Source organism: Aeromonas sp. 75A (assembly GCF_051919425.1).
Taxonomy (GTDB): domain Bacteria; phylum Pseudomonadota; class Gammaproteobacteria; order Enterobacterales; family Aeromonadaceae; genus Aeromonas; species Aeromonas veronii.
Genome location: NZ_JBQBES010000002.1, coordinates 2,222,788 through 2,239,494, shown reverse-complemented (window position 1 = coordinate 2,239,494; position 16,707 = coordinate 2,222,788). Strand labels below are relative to the sequence as shown.

The 16,707-nt window shown below is 61.8% G+C and carries 13 protein-coding genes; 4 read left to right on the top strand and 9 right to left on the bottom strand.

What is annotated here, in order from left to right; translation table 11 throughout:
* Positions 1-2,118, top strand: a complete 2,118-nt coding sequence (locus tag ACTG2T_RS10275; protein ID WP_330125275.1) for an AsmA family protein — start codon at positions 1-3, stop codon at positions 2,116-2,118.
* 54 nt (positions 2,119-2,172) lie between these two features.
* Here ACTG2T_RS10275 and ACTG2T_RS10270 read toward each other — a convergent pair whose 3' ends face one another.
* Positions 2,173-3,081 (bottom strand): bifunctional GNAT family N-acetyltransferase/hotdog fold thioesterase, encoded by a 909-nt coding sequence (locus tag ACTG2T_RS10270; protein WP_330125276.1) that lies wholly within the window; start codon positions 3,079-3,081, stop codon positions 2,173-2,175.
* A gap of 170 nt (positions 3,082-3,251) precedes the next feature.
* Here ACTG2T_RS10270 and ACTG2T_RS10265 point away from each other — a divergent pair, with 170 nt between their 5' ends.
* Positions 3,252-3,932: a spermidine synthase gene (locus ACTG2T_RS10265; protein WP_330125317.1), complete on the top strand. Its 681-nt coding sequence runs from the start codon at positions 3,252-3,254 to the stop codon at positions 3,930-3,932.
* On the opposite strand, the gene dtd is transcribed toward ACTG2T_RS10265, so the two are convergent.
* The 5 genes from dtd to ACTG2T_RS10240 form a co-directional block, all read right to left on the bottom strand.
* Positions 3,921-4,358 carry a D-aminoacyl-tRNA deacylase gene (gene dtd / locus ACTG2T_RS10260; RefSeq protein WP_005356887.1) on the bottom strand — a complete coding sequence of 146 codons (438 nt, stop codon included), beginning with the start codon at positions 4,356-4,358 and terminating at the stop codon, positions 3,921-3,923. The genes ACTG2T_RS10265 and dtd overlap by 12 nt on opposite strands.
* Positions 4,359-4,450: 92 nt before the next feature.
* Entirely contained in the window at positions 4,451-5,323 is an 873-nt protein-coding gene (locus ACTG2T_RS10255; protein ID WP_041209731.1) for a virulence factor BrkB family protein, read from the bottom strand.
* Positions 5,324-5,499: 176 nt separating this feature from the next.
* Positions 5,500-6,741, bottom strand: a complete 1,242-nt coding sequence (locus tag ACTG2T_RS10250; protein WP_042081680.1) for a malic enzyme-like NAD(P)-binding protein — start codon at positions 6,739-6,741, stop codon at positions 5,500-5,502.
* Positions 6,742-6,995: 254 nt separating this feature from the next.
* Positions 6,996-8,222, bottom strand: coding sequence for an aromatic amino acid transporter (locus ACTG2T_RS10245; RefSeq protein WP_069527627.1), 1,227 nt, complete (start codon positions 8,220-8,222; stop codon positions 6,996-6,998).
* 168 nt (positions 8,223-8,390) lie between these two features.
* Positions 8,391-9,824, bottom strand: coding sequence for a DUF2867 domain-containing protein (locus tag ACTG2T_RS10240; RefSeq protein WP_069527629.1), 1,434 nt, complete (start codon positions 9,822-9,824; stop codon positions 8,391-8,393).
* Between the two features lie 286 nt (positions 9,825-10,110).
* On the opposite strand from ACTG2T_RS10240, the gene ACTG2T_RS10235 reads away from it, so the two are divergent.
* Positions 10,111-11,202 (top strand): hypothetical protein, encoded by a 1,092-nt coding sequence (locus ACTG2T_RS10235; RefSeq protein WP_330125277.1) that lies wholly within the window; start codon positions 10,111-10,113, stop codon positions 11,200-11,202.
* 64 nt (positions 11,203-11,266) lie between these two features.
* On the opposite strand, the gene priA is transcribed toward ACTG2T_RS10235, so the two are convergent.
* Positions 11,267-13,474, bottom strand: coding sequence for a primosomal protein N' (priA, locus tag ACTG2T_RS10230; RefSeq protein ID WP_330125278.1), 2,208 nt, complete (start codon positions 13,472-13,474; stop codon positions 11,267-11,269).
* Positions 13,475-13,621: 147 nt separating this feature from the next.
* Here priA and rpmE point away from each other — a divergent pair, with 147 nt between their 5' ends.
* Complete coding sequence (rpmE, locus tag ACTG2T_RS10225; RefSeq protein WP_005340673.1) at positions 13,622-13,837, top strand: 50S ribosomal protein L31; 216 nt, start codon at positions 13,622-13,624, stop codon at positions 13,835-13,837.
* A gap of 110 nt (positions 13,838-13,947) precedes the next feature.
* Here rpmE and ACTG2T_RS10220 read toward each other — a convergent pair whose 3' ends face one another.
* Together ACTG2T_RS10220 and ACTG2T_RS10215 are read right to left on the bottom strand one after the other, a co-directional pair.
* Positions 13,948-14,598, bottom strand: coding sequence for a chromophore lyase CpcT/CpeT (locus ACTG2T_RS10220; protein WP_005355447.1), 651 nt, complete (start codon positions 14,596-14,598; stop codon positions 13,948-13,950).
* Between the two features lie 122 nt (positions 14,599-14,720).
* Positions 14,721-16,574, bottom strand: a complete 1,854-nt coding sequence (locus tag ACTG2T_RS10215; RefSeq protein WP_127007305.1) for a methyl-accepting chemotaxis protein — start codon at positions 16,572-16,574, stop codon at positions 14,721-14,723.
* Positions 16,575-16,707: the final 133 nt, after the last annotated feature.

Here is a 16,707-nt window from a genome sequence, read left to right as displayed (position 1 = left end):
ATGAATTCCTGGCTACGCGGCCTGCTCTACACCTTCGCCTTCCTGCTGCTGTTTGTCTGGGTTGCCCTCGGCCTGTTCGACGCCGAGCGCGCCAAAGGCCCCATCGCCAGCTGGATCAGCCAGCAGACCGGTGTGCCGGTCACCATAGGGCGACTGGTGTTCAACCCGCTCCACCCCTACACCCTGCTGGCTGAGCAGGTGCGTTACGGCGATGCGGTCTCCCTCGACAAGATCTATCTGGAGATCGAGAGCATCGACTGGCTGAGCCGCGACGTGCGCATCGCCCATCTCGATCTCATTCGTCCCGCCATCAAGCTGCCACTGCCCAACCAGTTGCCGAACCTGCCGGTGCACTCCCTCACCATCAACGACAGCACTATCGATCGCCTCAGTCTGGAGAGCAGCGAGCTGACCCTGCGCGGTCTCAATGCCACCCTGAGTGACTGGGAGCTGATCGACCCTAAACGGCAGCCACAGGCCAACCTGAGCCTCAATATCGGCCAGCTGGAGACTCCGCAGTTCACCTTCGCCCGTCTCAACCTGCAAGGACGGCTGGAAGGAGAAGTGCTGCGCACCGACAAGCTGGTGACCAACCTGTTCGACGGTCTGCTGGAGACCGGCATGGTGCTGGACTGGCCCGCCCGCACCCTGCAACTGCATGACCTCAAGGCACGCGGCATGCGGGTGGAGCTGGGGGATCTGACACAACAAGGCTTCCCGCAGCGCTTCCCGTTGCAAAGCGTGTCGCTGGATCGCGGTCAGCTGGACGGCGTCAGCCTCAACGACATCAATCAGGAGCTCTCCTTCAACAACTTCAGCGGCCAGCTCACCGCCTTCAACTGGCAGGCGGGCAGCCAGCCCACCGGCTATCTGAGCGGCACCCTGGGCGACATGGGCCGTGGCCTGTTCCAGCTGGAGGAGATCAAGGGCAAGCTCGCCTTCTCGCCCCAGCAGATCGACGGCGAACTGCAGGGCAAGGCCTATGAAGGGGAGTTCAATGTCGAGCTCTCCCTCGATAGCCAGCAGCAGAAGCTGACCCTGAAAGACGTGGCGCTGAGCGGCATGGACATCAGCCTGCCACAGGGGTGGTGGCAGGATTGGCAGAGCTGGCGCCCGCAGCAGGTCGATATCCGCAAGCTGGCGTTCGACAAGCTCAAGGTGCTCTCCTTCGACGATACCCTGCCCCTGTCGCTGACCGGCTGGCAGCTCTATCTGAGCGATCTCGCCCTGCGCGATAACCAACCCGGCCCGCTGCTCGGCCGTGCCCGTATCGAGAGCAAGTGGTTCGAGCTGGTGTGGGATGGCCTCAGCGCCCGCAACGGCGAGCTGGATGGGGAGCTGACCCCCAGCTCCTGGCAACTGGGAAAACTCACCAGCTCGCTGCCGGATGAGGGCAGCCTCAGCCTGAGTGGCCAGTGGGGCCGCACACCGGGCCAGAGCAGCCGCCTGCAACTGCAGGCGACCAAGCTGGATCTGCAGCAGTGGGGCAAGATATTCCACTCTCCGGTCTCCTTCGCCGGCAAGGCGGATGTGAGTGCCGACCTGCAAGCCGAACATGGCAAAACGGCAGGCGAGTGGCGCCAGACCCTGCAAGGCAGCTTTGCCCTCGATGCCGACGAGCCGTTCTGGGACAAGGTGAAGATAGATCCGCTGCTGGATGAGTGGTTCAAGGGGGCGACCCCGCCCACCCTGACGCCGGATCAGCTGTGGCAGGCGATGCAGGAGGGTGATACCCCCTTCTACCGCATCAAGCTGCTGGGCAAGATCGACAAGGGGCAACTGCAGATCGAGCAGGCTGGTGCCTCCACCATCACCCATCTGCTGGCGCTGCAAGGGGGGATCGATCTGGTCAACGAGCAGTGGCAGCTGGATCTGGGGATCCTCAATGGCAACCGCTGCGCCGAGCTGCTCGGCCAGTGGCGCGGGCCGCTGACGGAACCCACACTGGCCTGGAGCTTCCCGCAGAAGCAGGACGCCTGCGGCTGGGAAGTGGGAGTACGCTATCCGCCGCAAGGCAACAGCGCCCCGCTCTGGCGACCGGCTCCCGCACCGAAAGCCCAAAACCAGGCCCAAGTGCAGACCCAAGCCGGGCAGACAAGCGAAAGCCAGCAAGGGTAAAAACAGACAAGGCCTCATGATGAGGCCTTGTTGTTTGATGGGGAAACGACGCGGTTACTGGCCCGGACGGCGGGGCGGCTGCACCACGTAGTGGCCGCAGAACTCAGCCGCCAGCTTGCTGCCGCTGAACAGCTGGATCTTGAGGCTGAAGGTGGCAGGCTCCCCCCGTTTGAGCGGCTGCAGCACGGCGGGCATCCCCTCGCGAGCCACCCGCGCCTCCGGCTCCTCATCGACCGGGCCATGATATTTGATGGTGCTCTCGGCCAGCACCGGTTCGCCCACCAGCCCCTCTTCTTTAAGTTGCAGCCAGATCAGCCCCCAACCCGCCAGCACACACTGGCTGTAGACACTGCCGGCAAACATGCTGCCGTGCACGTTGAGGTTGGCCGCCAGATTGGCCTTGAGGTGGAAGGTCTGGCCATCGTAGTGGCTGATGTGCATCCCCATCTTCTCGCTGATGGGCACCCCGCGCGACCAGCGGGTGGTGAGATCCTGACACCACTCCGGCCGATACTGGATAGTCTGCAACGGGCTCAGGGATTTGATCATCTGGCGATGGGGAATCCGGCCAAAGGAGACGGGGCCGCCCCCCACTTCGAGAAAGCCGCACTTGCGATAGAACTCCACCGCCTCCTGACGGGCGTTCATCACTAGTCGCTTCACCTTCTCGCTGCGGGCCAGCTCCTCGAGATCCTCCACCATTCGGGCGCCCAGCCCTTGGCCGCGATATTCGGGACGCAGCGCCATAAAGCGGATCTGCGCCTCGTCGCCGCCGATAAAGAGGCGCCCTACCGCAATAGGGGTGCCATCGGGTGCCAGCATCAGCCGGTGAATGGCAACCGTGTCATATTCGTCCCGCTCGGAACCGACCGGCAGATTGAAGGGCTTACGCAGAAGTTCCCAGCGCAACTGGTAGTAGGCATCCAGCTCGGCGGCCGTTTGAGGTGTGACTACCCGATACATAGTTTCATCCTTGAGTTTGCGCCGACTGGCAGATGGAAGGGCTTACACAGACGTTTCCAGCGCAGCTTGCAGTAAGTACCCGGCTCGGCTGCCGTTTGGGGGGTGACCACCCGGTACATAGATCGATCCTTGAGTTACACTGGTCGGAAACCATCTTGCCGTGCAAATTCATGGACTTCAATCTGCAAGCGTACCAAGCCGATCACTTGTTGCACCTCAGCGTCAAACCCCAGCGCCGCCTCACGGTACAGGAAAATGACCAGCACCGCTGGCTGGAGATAGACGGCGTGGTGCAATCCGCCATGTCGCTCGCCGACCCCGCAGCTCTCTGTCTACCCCATCAGCGAGTCATCGCCTGCCTGCTGCCGGAACAGGCCACACAGATACTCGAGCTGGGTCTGGGTGGCGGCGATCTCACCCGCCATCTCTGCCAACGCTGGCCAGATGCCCGCCACGAGTGCGTTGACCTCGACGAAGAGGTACTGACCGTTTATCAGCAGTTTTTCCAGTATCAGGAGAGCGATGAACACGCCGCTCCCGCACTCCATCAGGCCGATGCCCTCGCCTTTCTCGAGCAGAGCGAGCAGCAGTACGACCTCATCCTGCTCGATCTCTTCAGTCAGGATGGCAACCCGCTGCTGCTGTTTCAGGAGCGGCTCTACCGGGCGCTGGCTCCCCGCCTCTGCGGCACCCTGGTGATCAACCTGCTGCCGCGCACCGCACTGGAGCTAACCCACGCCCTGACACTGATAGAACAGTGGATTGGCCCCGCCACCCCCTATCCGGTTGCGGGGCTCATCAACGTAATCGTCCACGTCACACCGCGGGACGAAACATCTTCAGACCTGTAGCCAGAACGTCGTTGGCCCCTCGTTGACCAGCGCCACCTTCATGTCGGCGGCAAAACGGCCGGTTTCGGTCGGGATGCCGCTGGCGGCGGCCTTGGCCACGAAGTAGTCATAGAGCCGCTCGGCCTCGCTCGGGTGAGCACCGCAGGAGAAGCTGGGACGCATCCCTCGCTTGGTATCCGCCGCCAGCGTGAATTGGGAGACAACCAGCAGACTGCCGCCGATCTGGCTGACATTCAGGTTCATCTTGCCCTCCTGATCCGGAAAGATGCGATAACCACTGACCCGATGCAGCAACTTGTCGGCCTTGGCCTCGTCATCCCCCTGCTCTACCCCGAGCAGTACCAGCAATCCCTGACCGATGGCGCCGGTCACCTCCCCCTCGACAGTCACGCTGGCCTCGCTGACCCGCTGAATCAATGCAATCACATCCCTCTCCTCTCAAAACAGAACGACCGCCCCGGCTCGATTGCAGGGGCGGTCGTCGATGCTACCAATAAACCGGTGGCCAAGGCGATGGCTTAGCCAAGCTCCTCGCTCGCCGGCTTCTCGTACTCGCCGAGGCAGGCGGTAGTCTCCGCGCCGAGCAGCACCACCAGCCAGCTGAGATAGACCCAGACAAACAGGATCGGGATGGTGGCCAAAGCGCCGTAGATGGCCTGATAGGAGGGGAAGCTGGTGATGTAGATGGCAAAGCCGCGCTTGGCCAGCTCGAACAGGGTCGCCGCCACCAGCGCGCCGATAAAGGCGTGGGCCAGCCGCACCTTGCAGTTCGGTACCACGGTATAGACCAGCAGGAAGGTGAGCACCGAGAAGAGGAACGGCAAGCCGCGCAGCAGCAGATAGCCGATGCCGAACAGGCTCTCGGCGCCAAACAGCCGCAGCGAGAAGATGTAAGAGGAGATGGCGATACTGGCCCCGATAAGCACGGGCCCCAGGGTGAGGATCATCCAGTACATGGCAAACGCCTGCGCCAGCGGGCGGCCCTGGGTCGAACGCCAGATGTAGTTGAGGTTCTTGTCGATGGCGGAGATCAGCATCAGCGCCACCACCACCAGCGCCCCGATCCCCACCGCCGTGGTGTTGGTGGCATTGGCGACGAAGCCATCGATGTACTCCTTGAGCACCTCTCCCGCCGTCGGTACGAAGTTGTGGTAGACGAACTGCTCCATCGCCTGCTTGAGGCTCTGGAACACCGGGAAGGCGGACATCATGCCAAAGACCACGGCGATCATCGGCACCAGCGAAAGCAGGGTGACATAGGCCAGATAGCCGGCGGTGACGGTCAATCTGTCCTGCTGGAAACGGCCCCAGACAAACTGGGCAAAGTGGCGACCATCATGGCGCAAGAAGGAGAGGGCGTGGGCCAAACGGCCGCTGACAGGCTGCTGCATCTTGATTCTCGTTAGCGTCATAGTGGCAATATTGTGTCAGAGGAGAGCGCTGTTTGACCACCTTTGAACCCGATTTGCCCTCTTATCACCCCGCCTGTCACCCGGGTTGCGCCTCTGGCTGTCGCGAGAGGCAGAATTAAAAACGGCCCCGCTATGGGGCCGTTTGCAACGCCGGATTACAGCATGTAGTCCGCGGGCAGCTCGATGCGGGCGACGCCAGAGGCCACCGCCGCCAGCGCCACGGCACGGGCAACCCGCGGCAGCAGACGGGCATCCATCGGCTTGGGAATGACGTAATCCTTGCCGAAGGCTAGCTCGCTCACCCCGGCTGCGGTCAGCACCTCGGCCGGCACCGGCTCCTTGGCCAGCGCACGGATCGCCTCGACCGCGGCAATCTTCATGGCATCGTTGATGCGGCTGGCACGGGCATCGAGGGCACCGCGGAAGATGAAGGGGAAGCAGAGCACGTTGTTGATCTGGTTCGGGTAGTCGGATCGACCGGTGCCCATGATAAGGTCGCTGCGCACCGAGTGGGCCAGTGCCGGTTTGATCTCCGGATCCGGGTTGGAGCAGGCGAAGATCACCGGATTCGGTGCCATCAGGGCGACCGCTTCGGCGGGCAGCACATCGGGGCCGGAGACACCAACAAACACATCCGCCCCTTCGATGACATCCATCAGGGTACGCAGCGGGGTCTCGTTGGCGAAGCGCTGCTTGTACTTGTTGAGATCGCTGCGGCCGGTGTGGATGACACCCTGACGATCCAGCATGAAGATGTTGTGCGCCCTGGCGCCACACTTGATCAGCAGATCCATACAGGCAGTCGCGGCAGCCCCCGCCCCCATACAGACGATGCGGCTGTCACTGATCTGCTTGCCCTGCACTTCCAGCGCATTGAGCAGGCCGGCGGCGGTAACGATGGCGGTACCGTGCTGGTCATCGTGGAATACCGGAATGTCGCAGCGTGCGATCAGCGCCTGCTCGATCTCGAAACACTCCGGTGCCTTGATATCTTCCAGATTGATGCCACCGAAGGTATCGGCGATAGCCGCCACCGTGTCGATAAACTGCTGGCTGGTCTCGTGCTTCACCTCGATGTCGATGGCATCGATACCGGCGAAGCGCTTGAACAGCAGGGCCTTGCCTTCCATCACCGGCTTGGAGGCCAGCGGCCCCAGATTGCCCAGACCCAGAATGGCGGTGCCGTTGGAGATGACGGCCACCAGATTGCCCTTGCCGGTATAGCGGTAGGCATCGGCCGGGTTGGCTGCGATCTCGCGCACCGGCTCGGCAACCCCCGGGCTGTAGGCCAGCGCCAGATCGCGGGCGGTTTCGGCAGGCTTGGTCAGGGCGATGGCAATTTTGCCCGGTACGGGCTGGGCGTGGTAATCGAGTGCTTCTTGACGCAGATCGGACATGGGGGACCCCGATGTGGTTGGTGCAAATGAGGTGCCGACAGGGGGCACGCAGAAGGGCGGGGATCATAAAAGAAAGCGGTGGGCATGCCCAGCAGATCATGCTGCCATCAGCCAGATCAGACCAGTTATTTCAGCACCTTACCCCGCCCACAACTACCACTTTAGTTATAGATTCTGCCACATGGGATAAAAATGGAGCAAAAAGGGCGGCAAGTTGGCCTTGCCGCCCTTTCTGTCAGTGCTGTAGACCTGACTCAGTTGCCCAGATAGACCGGCAGCAAATTCGCCATCGACAGGAAGTGGAACAGTGCGGTCGCCAAACCGAACAGGATCAGCAACCAGGCCATCAGCTTGCCGCCGGGGGTGACGAAATGGGGGGTCACTTCGCCCCGCTCGGCCCGCGCCCGGGTGCGCAGCACCAGCAATGCCGGGATGATGCAGGTCCAGATGGTGGCGGCGGCACCGGCATAGCCGATGGCCAGCAGGAAGCCGAATGGGAAGAGCAGGGAGAGCACCAGCGGCGGCAGGAAGGTGACCGCCCAGGTCTTGCTGCGACCGGCGCGGCTGTTGTCGAACTTGAACAGATCAGCCAGATAGTCGAACACCCCGAGCCCCACCCCGATAAAGGAGGAGAGGATAGCCGCCATGGAGAAGCCGTTGATGGCGCTGGCCACCTTCTCCGATTCAATGACCCCGGAGAGGGCCGAGAGCAGCACGCTCACATCGCCCCCCTTGGCAATCACGGGAGCAAAATCCTGACGGGGCAGGTTGCCGAAGATCCCCAGCAGCCAGAGCACGTAGAGCGCCAGCGCGATCAGGGTTCCCCCCAGAATGGCCCATCTGGCCTGCTGCTCGTTCTGGTAGTAGGCACGCAGGGAGGCCACCGAGTGGTGATAGCCAAACGAGGTGAGTGCCACCGGCAACATCGCCATGGCATAGGGGGCATAGCGACTCTCGCTGCCCGCCAGATCGAGCAGGGTCGGCAGCTTGATACTGCCGAGCAGCCCGGCCACACCGAGGGCGAAACTGAGGATCATGAAGGCGATCAGCACCACAGAGATGCGGTCAACGGCGCGAGTCGAGTGCCACACCACCGCAGAGAAGAGCGCCACGAACAGCACGGACGCGAGCTTGCTGTCGATCCCCAGTATCCCCTGCAAGATGGCACCGGAGGAGGTGATATAGGCGTAGAGCAGAATGCCGCCAACAAAGTAGACTGAGAGGTTGTTGAGGAGATTGAGCTTCTCCCCCAGCAGCTCGCGAGTCACGGTATTGAAGGAGACCCGCATGTCGTGGTGCTGGAAGGATTCCAGCAACATCCAGCCGGAGAGGGTCATCATAACCATGGTGACGGTCAGCGCCAGCACCGACCAGAGGGTCCAGGCCCCCGCCCCCGAACTTGGCAGACCGAGCATGCCGGCTCCCACGCAGACGCTGGCAATGATGCAGGCGCCCCCCAAAATTGACGGTTTCTTCTTCATAATCCCTTCTTTTTCTGACTGATTATCTATCCGCGGTAAACAAGACCGCGGCATGATGCCAGCCTTTGCCATGAGACGCCTACCACTATCTGCCATAACCGGGCATGGCCGCCGCATAAAAAGTGCCCCGAGCGGGGCACTCTATCAGCGGGAATGATGTGAAGAGGGTTAATCCATCACCGGGATACCAGCCCTCGCCTCGGCCTGACGGGCGATGGCCTCGGTCATCCCCTGAAAGATAAAGAGGTGGAACGGCAGCATGGCGAGCCAGTAGGCCAACCCCCAGGCGCCCTGCGGGTGCCAGTGAGCAGTGACCCGGATGCGGGTCAGCCCCGACTCCTCCGGCAGGATGTTGAACTCCAGCCGCCCGACGCCCGGGGCCTTCATGTTGAACAAGAGATCGAGCCTGCGCCCCTCATCCACGCCGAGGATCTGCCAGGAGTCGAGCATGTCACCCTTCACGAAGCGATCCGGATTGGTGCGGCCACGGGTGCGGGCCGGGCCGCCGATCAGGTGATCCATCCATTCGCGCACCACCCACAGCTCGTTCATGTAGAAGTAGCGCTGCTCACCCCCCAGCTGCTGCAACACCTGCCACACCACCTCGGGAGAGGCGAGGCAGATGGCCTCGCCGCTGGCGGTGCGATCGTAGAAACCATATTCGGGATGGCGCCAGCGCAGGCCGAGCGGCGTCTCCTGCCCCTGCTGTTCGGCTCCCAGCTTCTGCTCCAGCGCCAGACTCTCCGCCAGCGCCTCGTCGAAGCTGAGCAGGGTCTGGGGCAGCAGGGCACGTAGCGGGCCGTCATCGGCCGGAATATCGTGCTTGAGACCCCCCACCAGCGCCTTGGCCACCGGCTGTGGCACCGAGGTGACAAACTGCAGCCACCAGGCGGAGAGGCGCGGACTCAGAAACGGAATGGGAATGATGGGGCAGCGCTTGCCGATATGGGCGGCGAACTTCTGCAACTGCTGTTGATAGCTGAGCAGCTCGGGGCCGACCGCATTGAAGATGCGCCCATCCACCTCGTCGGCTTCCACCAGCCCACCCAGATAGTGCAGCAGGTTGGACAGCGCTATCGGCGGCGTGCGCGAGCGCACCCATTTGGGCGTCACCATCATCGGCAGGTTGAACACCAGATCCCGCATCACCTCGAACGCCGCCGAACCGGGCCCGATGATGATGCCGGCGCGCAGCTCCACCGTCGGCACACCGGAGTCACGAAACAGCTCGCCGCAATGGCGGCGGGAGTTGAGATGGCGACTGTTGCACTGCTCGGGCTGGATTGCCCCGAGATAGATGATGCGGCGCACCCCGGCAGCACGGGCGGCGGCAGCGAAGTTCTTTACCCCCTGCTGCTCCAATCGGTGAAAATCTGCCCCCGCCCCCATGGCATGCACCAGATAGAAGACGGTATCTATGCCCGCCAGCGCAGGCAGCAAGGTGATCGGCTTGAGGCTGTCGGCGAGGCGAAACTCGACTCCCTCAGGCAAGCGGCAGGGACGGCGCGCCCCGGCAATCACCCTGTAGCCCAGCGTTTGCAGGTGAGGCACCAGATAGGAGCCTATATAGCCCGCCGCCCCCATCACCAGACAGTTACGCATGCGTGCAGCCCTCAGCATCATTGATGCAAGGGGCGCCAGACAGGAATCCACCATAGCCCGCCACGTCCATCACCAGACAATTTCTCATGTAATTCTCCCTATCCTTACCGATGCCGCTTGTCATCCAGCGTGCGCAGCGCTACCTGAAAATGTTCAACTAAAGCGCCACCATCCAGTCTTTTGCCATCCTGCCACGCCACCACCTTGCAACCTAGTACTAACCACCTCTCTGATTAGTCCGATTTGGTGTTAAGCCCTGCTCATTGGCTGGTCGATAACTGACCAGATGTATAGCGCCGAGGGCGAACGTATGCGCATCGATCACTACGACCTCCAGGGGGAGGTGCAATACCGGCAAAAACAGGCCCAGAGCCGCAAGGTGCGCAACCTCGGGCCAGTGCCACCCGTCGTCAATCCACCGGAAGGCAACAACACGGCTGCGGCCGGCGAACGCAGCAGCACTCTGACCCTCACCAGCGCCCTGACGCTGCAAACCGCAAGGCAATCAGCCGCCAGCCAGCAAGCTGCAACACCTCCCACCCCGCCCGCAGGGGACGTCGGCAAAGAGCAGGATGGTATTCCCGACGATGGACTGGATAACCGCCAGCGGCTGATCAAGCTGATGATTGAGGCGATGCTGGGCCACGAAATCGAGCTGCCCAAGCCGATCAAACCCTCCGAAGAGGGGGGCGATGGAGTGACCCAAGGAGATGCCGCTGCTCAAGCCGCCGAGCCGGATCACCTGGTGGAGGTAACGGACACCCTGCTGCAACAGGAGCAGCTCAACGTGGTGGCATCGGCCAGCGTAGCGACTCAGGATGGCCAGAGCCTGCAACTCGATCTCGGCTTTATCCTCGACTGGCGCCAGCTCGATATCAGCAAGCGCCGCACTACCCTCAATGCCCTCAAGGATCCGCTGGTGCTCAGTCTGGATGGAAAAATCGCCGGCCTGACCGACGCCCGGGTCAAGTTCGACATTGATCAGGATGGCAAAGAGGATAGCCTGCCGGGCTTGAGTGAAGGCAGCGGCTTTGTGGCGCTGGATCGCAACGGCAACGGCACCATAGACGATGGGGGCGAGCTGTTTGGTGCTCGCTCCGGCAATGGCTTCGGCGAGTTGGCCACCCTGGATGAGGATGGCAACGGAGTGCTGGATGAGGGGGATAGCCGGTTTTCAGCCCTGCAGTTCTGGCATCCGGAGCACGCACCTATAGCTCTGGTCGAACTGGGGATCGGCGCCATCCTGCTACGCCCCCTCGACACCCCCTTCAACCATCTGGGGGAGAGCGGCAATCAGGGGGTGCTGCGCCAATCCGGCCTCTATCTCACCGAACAAGGTAAAGGAGGCTGGGTGCAGCAGATCGATCTGCGGGTCTGAACCCCGCACCCGCATTGCAAACCCGGTCGCTGACGAGATCTGCCAGCGACCGGCTCCGGCACCATCAACTCAGCTCGGTGGGGTCGATATCCAGACTCCAGCGCACCTTTTTGGTCTCGGGCCACCCCTCAAGCTCCTTCACCGCCCAATCCAGCAGTTGGGCCAGTGGCGCTCGATTTGGCCCCTGCACCAGCAACTGCATGCGAAACTTGCCCGCCTTACGCTCCATAAAGCCGCTGATGGGTCCCAGCACCTGAACGTGGGGATAGCGGGCGCTGCGCAGGGTATCGGCGAGGCGGGTAAGGAACAACTGCACCTCGTCGCGGCCTGTGGCCTCAGCCCGGAACAAACTTTGATAGCTAAATGGCGGCAGCCCCAGCAGACGACGCTCTTTCAACGCCGTATCGGCGAAGTGGCCGTAACCGTTCTGGGTCAGATCCTGCAGCAGGGCGTGCTCCGGATGGTGGCTCTGCAGCACTACCAACCCGGGCTTGCTGGCGCGACCGGCACGGCCCGCCACCTGGGTGTAGAGCTGGGCTAGTTTCTCGGCCGCGCGAAAATCGGCGCTGAACAGGGCACCATCCACATCCAGCAGACCCACTAGCGTCACGTCCGGAAAGTGGTGGCCCTTGGCCAGCATCTGGGTGCCGATCAGGATCTTGTACTTGCCCGCCTTGATGTCGCCGAGATGGGTCTCCAGCTCCCCCTTGCGGCGGGTATTGTCCCGATCGATGCGCACCACCGGATATTGCGGGAACACCGTGGTGAGCAACTGCTCCAACTGCTCGGTGCCCACTCCCGATCCCATCAGTTCGTTGCTGCCACATTCGGGGCAGTGGTGGGGTAGCGGGCGTACGCTGTCGCAATGATGGCAGTGCAGCCGCCGCCCGGCCTGATGCCAGGTGTACCAAGCATCGCAGCGCTCGCAGGCGGCGCTCCAGCCGCACTGGTGGCAGATCAGAGCCGGGGCATAGCCACGGCGGTTGAGAAACAGCATCACCTGATTGCCCGCCGCCAGATGCTCCGCCATCAGCTGCTCCAGCTGGGGGGAGAGCCCGGCCTGCAGCCGCACGCTCTTGATATCCAGGATCACCTGACGGGCGGTCTGGGCGTTACCAGCGCGACGGGTCAGGCTGAGGTGGTGATACTTGCCGGTGCGGGCGTTGTGCAATGTCTCCAGCGACGGGGTGGCCGAGCCAAGCAGGATGGGAATACCGGCACGATGGGCCCGCATCACCGCCAGATCCCGCGCGTGGTAGCGAAAACCGTCCTGCTGCTTGAAGGAGCCGTCGTGCTCCTCGTCGATGATAATGATGCCGAGGTTGTGAAACGGGGTGAACACCGCGGAGCGGGTACCGATTAGGATGGCGGCGGCGCCGTCTCGACAGGCGAGCCAGGCATCGAGCCGCTCCCTGTCATTCATGGCGGAGTTCATCGCCACCACAGGCACGTTGAAGCGGCGCCGGAAGCGGTTGATGGTCTGCGGGGTGAGGCCGATCTCCGGCACCATCACCAGCGCCTGCTTGCCCGCTTTGAGCAATGGCTCGAGGATGCTCAGGTAGACCTCGGTCTTGCCGGAGCCGGTGATGCCATCCAGCAGGAAGGCACCGAACTTGTCGCTCTGGCTGGTAACGGCAGAGACGGCCAGCGCCTGCTCGCCGTTGAGGCGCAGCCCCTCCCCCGGTTCAAAACGGGCGGCCCAGTCGCCGTCATGGCTTGGCTCCAGCGAGCGCTTCTCCAGCAGCCCCTTCTTCTCCAGCGCAGTGAGAGCTGCGCTCTGGATCTCCTCCTGCTTGAGGGCGGAGGGGGTCTGCGGCCCCTTGCGCAGCAGGGCGAGCGCTTGCTGCTGCTTGGCCGCCCGCTTGAACTCGTTGAGATCGATGGCCATGCCAGCCTCGGTGGCAAACCAGAACTCCAGCTCGCGATAGGCGGCAGGCTCCCCCTTGCGCACCAGCACTGGCAGGGCATGAGGCAACACCTCACCCAGCGGATGCTGGTAGTAGCTGGCGCTCCAGTTCATCAGCGCCAGAATATCCGGCCCCAGCACCGGAGCCGTGTCCAATACCCGTTTGATGGGCTTGAGCTTGTTGCGGGGCACCTGGCTGTCAACCGGATGATCCACCACCAGCCCGACCAGGGTCTGGGGACCGAAAGGGATCTCGACCCGGCAACCGGGGGCAGGTAACGGCAGGGGAGAGAGATAGTCGAAGTGACGGCGTAACGGTACCGGGACAGCGACACGAACCAGATCCAGCGTTTGGGAAGAATTCACCAGGGGTTGCCTATTTTTTCTGCGAAGCCACTTGCCTGATCTCAGGCATTTCCTATATTATTCGCAGCCTTTGAAACTGTGTTCAACAATCGTGTGGTGTCCGACAAGAGATCGGATGGCGACACGGCCTATTAATTGAGGTTGTCCATGAAAGCTGGTATCCATCCTGACTACGTAGCCATCACCGCCAAGTGCTCTTGCGGTAACGTCATCAACACTTTCTCTACCATCGGTAAAGATCTGAACCTGGACGTGTGCTCCGAGTGCCACCCGTTCTACACCGGCAAGCAGAAAGAAGTTTCTAGCGGCGGCCGCGTAGACAAGTTCAACAAGCGTTTCGGTGCGATGACCACCAAGAAGTAATTTTACTTCTGAAGAATTCTGAAAAAGGCGCCCAATGGGCGCCTTTTTCATTGTCTTTGTCCCGTCCTGAATATGGTTTACCCCTTTCCCGCAGCCAGACGCACTCTCCCCTACTGGCCAAACCCTTTGGAACGACGCAAATAGACATACCCCTCACCCGGGCTGCCCCAGCGCGGACTCCCTGCGTTGTCATAGGCGCGATCCAGCAATCTGACGCTATCGGGGCCAATCCAGATATGCTGCACCAGCGTCGTGGCACCACCAAAATCGGTGGAGCAATGGCCCACCCGGGTGTGGCCGGCATATTCGCCGGAGGGAGTGCGTGTCAGCCAGATCTCGCAACCGTGGCGCAAGGAGAGCTGCTGTGGGGTCAGGCTGTCGAGCAGGGCGGGATCATGCCAGGCACCGGCAAAATCGGTGGCACGGGGCATGGTCAGCTCTGCCATCAGGATCCGCCCGTCAGGGGCGGGGGAGAAGCGATAGATGCGCTGGCGGAAGGGACGGACGGAGCGCAGACTCAGGTACTGCTCGGCATAGACCCAGCGATAGCCCTGATAGCCGGGCCAGATCTCCATCAGGCGCAGCTCGGCACTGGTAAAGCGGCTGTCGTAACTGGCCTGCTCCCGGCTCGTAAAGGCCCCGTTGAACCAGCTGAGTAGCGGCTCCATACCGGGCTTGAGTGGGGTAGCCTGAGGCGCCGGCCCTGCCAACACCAGACAGGAACAGAGCAGCCCGAATGCGGCCACCAGCAACTTTGCCATCGAATCCTTCCGAATCATCATAGTGGCGGCGATTATATGAGCGAATTTCCCCAATAACAGCCATTACGATCAAATCATTGCCACTCTGGTGTAAAAACCTCACAAGGATGCCAGTCCGCTCACTAAACCCGATATTTTGCCACCGCCTTGTTGAGCAGCTGGGCCTGCTCGTTGAGGCCCTCGCTGGATCTCGCATTTTCCTCCGCCATGATGCTCGACTCCTGGGCGATGTCGCGGATGTTGTTGACGTTGCGGTTCACCTCGTTGGCCACCAGACTCTGCTGTTCGATGGCTGCCGCAATCTGGGTGCTCATATCCATGATGTGGGTAACATCCTGAGTGATCTGCCCCAGCAACTCCCCTGCGGTACTGGCCTGATCCGAGCTGCGGTTGCCCTGCTCGCGGCAGGTCGCCATCACCTCGACGATGCTGCCGGTCTGTTTCTGCAGCGAGCTGATGATGCCAGCGATCTCCTGGGTCGATTTCTGGGTACGGATGGCCAGATTGCGCACCTCATCGGCCACCACCGCAAAACCACGTCCCTGATCCCCTGCCCGAGCTGCTTCGATGGCTGCGTTGAGGGCCAGAAGGTTGGTCTGCTCGGCAATGCCGCGGATCACGTCGAGCACGGAGCCGATGGTCTCGCTCTCTTTTTGCAGCTGGCTCACCTCGCGAGATGAGCTATCCAGATTGCCCGCCAGCGAGCGGATCTGCTCGACAGTATTCTCGACCGCAGTCCGCCCCTCCATCGCCTTGTTGTTGGTCGCCTGTGCATTGTTGGCCGCCTGCTCGGTGTTGCGGGCGATCTCTTCGATGGTAGAGCCCATCTCGGTGGAAGCGGTCGCCACCATATCAGTCTCCTGCAGCTGGCGCGCCGCCCCTTCACTGGTGCGCTTGACGTTGGCCGAGAGGTGATCCGCCGCTTCAGTCAGGGTGTGCACGCTCTGCTTCACATCGCCGATCAGATCGCGAAACCCGCCCAGCATCACGTCGAGATTGCCTGCCAGCTGGGCCATTTCATCTGCCCCGCGCAGATCTATCTTCAGGCGCAGGTCATTATCCTGACGAATGCGGTTGACGGTATCATTCACCTGAGTAATGGGACGGTCGATGCTGCGCCCCAGCAACACGCTCATGATGCCGATCAGCACCACAATCACCCCGCCACAGACCAGCATCAGGCTGTTGAGGCGAGTGCTCTGCCGCTCCAGTTCAGCGACAATGTGCTGATCTACGGCGGCAAACCCCTGTTCGGTCTGATGCACCAGATCCCGCATCTGGTTGCGCAGCCCTTCATCCTCTTTCAGTCCCAGTACCTGCATCCCCTGCACCAGCGCCACAAAGTCCTGCCGGTACTGCTTGCTGGCCTGCTCCAGCTTGCCGCGATCCGCCTCCGGCAAAGTGGCAAGACTATCCTGAAAACTCTTGTGCAAGGTCTCAAAACGCTCCAGATACTGGATATCGGAGCGCAGCATGAAGTCTTTCTCCGCCCGCCTCAGCTGCAACATGGTGATGAGCAACCCCTGCTGATCCAGCTGCTTGAGCCCATTCTCCACCTCATGCACTGCCGCCCGCAGCTTGCCATAGAGCCCCTCCTCCGGCCCCAGACCAATCTTCTGCTGCTGGGCCACCAGATCGTTGAAGGCTTTGCCATAGCCGCTGATCTGCTGATCCAGTCTGGTCAGCTCCCCCTCGACGGCCGCCAGATTGTCATCGGTCACCAGCTCCCGATTGTGCTGGTGAAAATCTGACAGTCCCTGATTGAAGCGCTCGACGAAGGCCATATCCTTGCGGATCAGAAAATCCTTCTCGGCCCGCCGCAGGTTGAGCATGGCGATCTCCAGCTGGTCGATATTGCGCTGGGCTTCGGTCAGGTGACGATGCACCTGGCTGGAGTAGATAAACAGGCCGCTCAGTACCAGCATGGCAACGGCAACCAGCACGGTATTCAGGATCAACTTATGACGGATAAGCACGATGGACCTCTCGCAAACTGGCAGTGAACTGCATTGAGCTTATGCAGAAAAGCGGCGACTGGTGATCTGTGCAAGGAATATTCATTGAAATGCCACACCCACTCCTTATACTGGTTGCACCTGTTTCCAGCCG